The sequence below is a fragment of the Streptomyces griseus genome, assembly GCF_900460065.1.
GTDB classification, from domain to species: Bacteria; Actinomycetota; Actinomycetes; order Streptomycetales; family Streptomycetaceae; genus Streptomyces; species Streptomyces griseus.
Genome location: NZ_UAVD01000029.1, coordinates 629,638 through 634,631, shown reverse-complemented (window position 1 = coordinate 634,631; position 4,994 = coordinate 629,638). Strand labels below are relative to the sequence as shown.

The 4,994-nt window shown below is 72.9% G+C and carries 4 protein-coding genes; all 4 read right to left on the bottom strand.

Annotated features, from left to right (window positions below; all coding sequences use genetic code 11):
* Window positions 1-228: 228 nt before the first annotated feature.
* On the bottom strand, window positions 229-2,256 hold the full coding sequence (locus DTB53_RS22645; RefSeq protein WP_052295613.1) for a multicopper oxidase family protein: 2,028 nt from the start codon (window positions 2,254-2,256) through the stop codon (window positions 229-231).
* On the bottom strand, window positions 2,253-2,471 hold the full coding sequence (locus tag DTB53_RS22640) for an MbtH family protein (protein ID WP_003964309.1): 219 nt from the start codon (window positions 2,469-2,471) through the stop codon (window positions 2,253-2,255). Before DTB53_RS22640 ends, DTB53_RS22645 begins: the two co-directional genes overlap by 4 nt.
* 164 nt (window positions 2,472-2,635) lie before the next feature.
* Window positions 2,636-3,784, bottom strand: a complete 1,149-nt coding sequence (locus tag DTB53_RS22635; protein WP_012377806.1) for a FecCD family ABC transporter permease — start codon at window positions 3,782-3,784, stop codon at window positions 2,636-2,638.
* Window positions 3,781-4,848: a FecCD family ABC transporter permease gene (locus DTB53_RS22630; protein WP_012377807.1), complete on the bottom strand. Its 1,068-nt coding sequence runs from the start codon at window positions 4,846-4,848 to the stop codon at window positions 3,781-3,783. The genes DTB53_RS22635 and DTB53_RS22630 overlap by 4 nt, the downstream gene beginning before the upstream one ends.
* Window positions 4,849-4,994 lie beyond the last annotated feature (146 nt).

Genomic DNA, 4,994 nt, shown 5'->3' with positions numbered 1-4,994 from the left:
GCGCATTCTCCCGGCAGAAAACCCCGGCCGGATCTCCCGGCGGGGTGGACAGGTTCGTGGGCTGGGCGTGCCGCAGGGCACGCGGACGAGACCGTCGGCGCGACGGTGGTGGCGTTGGTGGTGGGTGCGGGGCAGGCCTCGGGCGGGCCCGCACGGGCGCGGGGGCGCACCGGGACCGGCCGGTGGTGCGGGCCGGTGTCCCGGTGCGGTCGTCCCCGCGGGCGTGGGTCAGGCGCGCGGTCTGTGGCCGTGGTGGGGGGCGAGGTCCATGACGGCTTTCGGCTGCACGACGAAGGGACGCATCATCATCATGTCCTCGTGCTCGTAGACGTGGCAGTGGTGCATGAACCGGCCGGGCGGGCCGTCGAACGTGGCTCCGACGGTGATGAGTTGGGCGGGCGCGAGCGAGATGACGTCCTTGGGTCCCTGTTCGGCCGCGGTCAGCGGGGCGTTCTCGCGCCAGCGGATCGGGGTGGTGGTGCCGGCCCCGTATCCGCCGCCGGGCAGCTCGAAGAAGGTGAAGGAGCTGACGTCATACACCTCGCGGCTCAGCCCCTGGAACGCGACGGAGTGGAGGTGCATCGGGTGCGGGTAGGCGCCCGCCGACTTCTCCAGGCTGAGGAAGCGCCAGCGCTCCGTGGCGCCGCGGGCGACGGTGAACCGGACCGGGTCCTCGAAGGTGGCGGAGACCCGCCGGAAGGTGCGGACCGTGCCGCGCTCGTCCTGGATCTGGACGATTCCGTCGACGGGGAGGCTTCCCTCGGGGGCCTCGGTCTCCTCCATCTCCCAGAGTTCGGGGTCCTTGGGGTAGACGGGGGTGACGATGACGAGGCGTTCGGGGGCGTCGGCCGGTGGCTCCACCGGGGTGAAGGAGGTCGCGAGGCGCTTCGGCGGGACGAACGTGTCGTGTCCGGCCCGCGAGGCGACGCGGAATTCCATCAGGTCGGGCCGCGCCCCCGGTTCGGGCAGGGCGTTGACGAGCCGGAGGCGCCTGCCGCGCAGTGCGGAGAAGTCCACCAGGAGGTCGGCGCGTTCACCGGGGGTCAGCGGGACGCCGCCGGTGACCGGCACGGACCTCGGCAGCAGACCGCTGTCCGTGCCGATGAGCCGGAAGGCGTCGGCGGGGAGTTCGCCGCCCTCCTCGTCGAGGATCTTCAGGAGGTAGGGGCGGTTGTTCGACGCGTTGAGGGCGCGGAAGCGGTACCACCCCGCCGCCACCTCCAGGTGCGGCCAGATGACTCCGTTGACCAGGTTGAACGGCCCGGTGAAGGGACGTACCAGCTCATAGGGGTCGTCGGCGACGACGATCCCCTTGTAGAGGAGGTCGCCGGTGAACGCCCCGTCGTCGTCGAGGTCGAGATTGCGGTCGAAGAAGACGAGGGGGACCTCCCGGTCGCCGGCGGGCAGGCGCAGCCGGCGCTCCTCCTCGTCCCGGATGAGGTAGGCGCCCGCGCCGAGGCCGGTCATCACGTTGAGGTGCGTGATGTGCATGGCGTGGTCGTGGTACCAGAGTGCGGCGGCGGGCTGCTCGTTGGGATATTCGGCGAGTTGGGCCGCGCCCGGCAGGACGGCGTTCTCCGCCCAGCCGTCGTTGCCGCCGCCGGTGACGGCTCCGTGCAGGTGCACCACGGCCCACGGGGGCAGGGCGGCGACGTCGGCGCGGACCCCGGCCCCCTCCCGCCCCGGGCGGTCCCACATGAGGGGCAGCTCGGGGTCGTAGGCGAACGGCACCCGGACGGCCGGCAGCGGGTAGTCGCCGGTGAGGTCGTTCTCCCAGGCGACACGGAGCCGGCTGCCGCGCCGCGCCTCGATGGTGGGCCCGACGTGCGTGCCCTCGTACGTCCACAGCCGGGTGTACGGGAGACTGCGGTGGAGGCGCACGCGGGCCGAACGCATCGTGACGGTCAACTCCCCCTTGCGGCCGGTGATCACCCGGGGAACGGGCAGCGGGTCCAGGAAGGGCACGAGGGCCTTCGCCGCCTTCGCCGCGCGGGCGGCGCGCTCGGTGGCGGCGGGGCCGGGCCGGGGCCCGGCCTTCCCGGCCTCGCGCACGGCCTCGGGCAGGTCGTCGAGCGGGGCGCCGAGGGCCGCCGTCATCAGGGCGGACCGCGGTGGCGCGGTCGCGGCCACGGCGCTCCCGGATCCGCCGGGGAGGGCGAGTCCGGTGCCGAGCGCCGCCCCCGCGCCGGCCACGCCGGCTCCGATGAGGAACCCCCGGCGGGCGACCAGGTCCGACAGCTTGGGGGGAGTTCTCATGTGGGATCGGCCGCCATGCTCTCTATGAGGCTCTTGGGCCGCAGATCGGTCCAGTTCCGCTCGACGTAGTCCAGGCAGGCCTGGCGGGTGTCCTCCGGGTGGGCCACGGTCCATCCGGCGGGCACCTCGGCGAACGCGGGCCACAAGGAGTGCTGTCCTTCGTCGTTGACGAGCACCAGGTAGGTGCCGTCCTCGTCCTCGAACGGATTGGTCACCGCATCCTCCATCTACTTAGGTAAGGCTATCTTTACTTGATCGCTAGCGACCCTACCCATCCCTTTCGCGGTTGACGCACCGAATCCCACAACTCTCTTCTTCCCCACCGGTTTTGATGGCCGGAAATCAGCGCTCCGGCCCTCTCCGCTTCCAGGGCTCCCCCTCACGCGGTGCCGGTTCCGCGCCGCTTGAACAGCACCCAGCCCAGGTACGCACCGCCCAGCACGGCGGTGGTGACGCCCACCGGCAGCAGGTTGTTGCGCTGGGACTCCTCCACGACGTGGACCCATCCGACCTGCCGGTCGGCCCACACCAGGGCGGAGAAGAACTGGCTGGAAGCAAGGTGTGCGGCCGAGAGGAGTCCGGCGCCCACCGCCCCCGCCGAGACCAGGCTGACACCCGGGCTGCGACTGACCATGGCGGCGATCTGCGGGGCGGCCAGGGCGATGAACGGGATGGGCCCGGCGCTCGCGACGGCCACGCCGCACAGCCCGATCCCCAGCACCGTCAGGGCGAGCCGCGAGCTGTTCACCCGGACGCCCAGACCGGTGGCGAGATCGTCGCCGAGCTCCATCATCCGCAGGCGCCTGCCGAACAGCAGCACCGGCGGCAGGAGGAGTGCCAGGGCGACGGCCATGATCTGCACGGAGCTCCAGCCCCGCCCGTTGAGCGTCCCGACGAGCCAGATGTGCGCGTTCTGGGCGTCGTTGAGGGAGGACCGCGTCAGCAGGTAGGAGTTGACCGAGCCGAGCATCGCCGTCACGCCGAGCCCGATGAGGACCAGCCGGATGCCGTGCAGCCCTCCCCTGCTCGCCAGGACCGAGACCAGCAGTGCGGTGACCAGGCCGCCGACGATCGCTCCGGCGGCCACCGGGGCGGCGGCGCCCCCGAACGCCACGATGACCAGGATGGCGCCGGTCGCCGCCCCGCTGTTGAACCCGATGACGTCAGGGCTGGCGAGCGCGTTGCGCGACACGCTCTGGAAGATCGCGCCGCTCATTCCGAGCGCACCCCCGACCAGGATCGCCAGCAGGGCCTGGGGCAGGCGCTCCCGGTTGACGAAGTGGACGGCCAGCCGGTCGCCCGTCCCGTAGAACAGGGCGCGCGCCACGTCGGGCACCGGCACGGGGTAGGAGCCGACGCCCAGGCTGACCAGCAGCAGGAGCGCCGCGAGCAGCAGGGCGCAGCCGCTCACCAGGGCCGTGCGCCGGTGCAGGCGGAAGCTGACCCGTCCGGACCACCAGCGCACCGGGCGGGCGGCGTCCGACGTCCCGCCGGGCTTCGGGGCGGGGCGGATCTCCGTCGCCGTCACAGCGAAGCCTCCTTGCGCCGGCAGACCATCGCGATGAACACCGGCGCGCCGATCACCGCTGTCACGGCGCCGACCTCCAACTCGTCACCGGGGAGGGCCACTCGGCCGATGATGTCGGAGACCAGCAGCAGCACCGGGGCCAGCAGCATCGAGTACGGCAGCACCCAGCGCAGGTCCGGCCCGGTGAGCCAGCGTGCGACCAGCGGAACGACCAGGCCCACGAAGCCGATGGGCCCGGCGGCGGCCGTCGAGGCGCCGCAGAGCAGGGTGACGGCGATCACCGCGGCGATCCGGGTCCGGGCGATGCGCGCCCCGAGCGCCCTCCCCAACTCCTCTCCCAGAGCCAGGGAGTTCAGCGGCCGGGCCAGCAGCAGGGCGATGACCAGGCCGATGGCCACGAACGGCAGCAACTGCACGACGAGTTCGGGTTCGCGCCCGGCAAGCGATCCGACCATCCAGAACCGCAGGTAGTCGTAGGTCGCGGAGTCGAAGACGGTGAGTCCGGCGATGACGCCGCTCAGGCTGGCGCTCACCGCGGCACCGGCCAGCGCGAGGCGCACGGGCGTGGGCCCCGCCCGTCCTGAGGCGCCGAGCACGTACACGATCACGGTGGTGAGCGCCGCGCCGACGAAGGAGAACCACACCAGCGAACCGAAACCGGCCAGGCCGACGACGCCGATGCCGAACACGACCGCCGCCGAGGCCCCCGCGTTGACGCCGAGGAGCCCCGGGTCGGCCAGGGGGTTGCGGGTGACGGCCTGCATCACCGCCCCCGCCACGCCGAGCGCCGCACCGGTCATCAGACCGACGAGCGTGCGCGGCAGGCGGAGTTGGCGGATCACGTCGGTGGCGTACGAGCCGTCGTCGTTCCAGAGCGCGGTCCACACCTGGCCGAGCGTGGTGTCCTTGGTGCCGATCCAGGTGCTCAGCACGACGAGGAGCAGGAGCAGCCCGGTGAGGACGAGGAGGCCGCCGCCGCGCAGGGCGGACCGGACGGCGGTGGGTTCCGGCGGCGGCTTGCGGGCGGCGGACCGGCGGCCGAGAGCGGCGGGCGGGGCGGTCACGCCGGCGCCCCGCCCGTCCGGAGCGGCCGATGGGAGCGGGCGTCCGACGCCCGCGGCGCGTGAGGCCTCCGGATCCCGGAGCCGAACATGACCACCCGCATGGTGCTGCCTTCCGTCGCGTCCGCTGTCGTCGCGGCGGCGCAGCA